This is a genomic window from Novosphingobium huizhouense, from assembly GCF_020179475.1.
GTDB lineage: Bacteria > Pseudomonadota > Alphaproteobacteria > Sphingomonadales > Sphingomonadaceae > Novosphingobium > Novosphingobium huizhouense.
This window is the reverse complement of record NZ_JAILXZ010000030.1, coordinates 1-289: the sequence shown is the minus strand read 5'-3', so window position 1 is coordinate 289 and position 289 is coordinate 1. Positions and strand designations below refer to the sequence as shown.

Below are 289 nucleotides of genomic sequence, written 5' to 3'. Positions count from 1 at the left end.
GCAATGCTTCGAGCCGCGCATTGGGCAGAGGGGTGTTGTTGCGCAATGCCTCGGTGATGGCAGGATCGACCTTCATGCTATGAGCGATCGCCGTATGGGCCGGGACGCAGTAATGGCAGGCGTTTTCGACATTGATCGCCTGCCATACGACGGTCAGTTCGTCCTTGTCGAAGCTGGATTTCTGAAACAGCTCATGTACCCGCTGATAGCCTTCCAGCATCTGGGGCGATTCCGCCATGATGCCATGCAGGTTCGGGATCATCCCGAAAGCGGCTTTCGAATTGGCCAG

At 57.1% G+C, this 289-nt stretch carries 1 protein-coding gene; it reads right to left on the bottom strand.

The annotated features are described in order from the left end of the window. Positions 1–262, bottom strand: a 262-nt coding sequence (locus K3A85_RS17845) for a carboxymuconolactone decarboxylase family protein (protein ID WP_404822975.1), incomplete at its 3' end; no start/stop codon positions are given. Between the last annotated feature and the right edge of the window lie 27 nt (positions 263–289).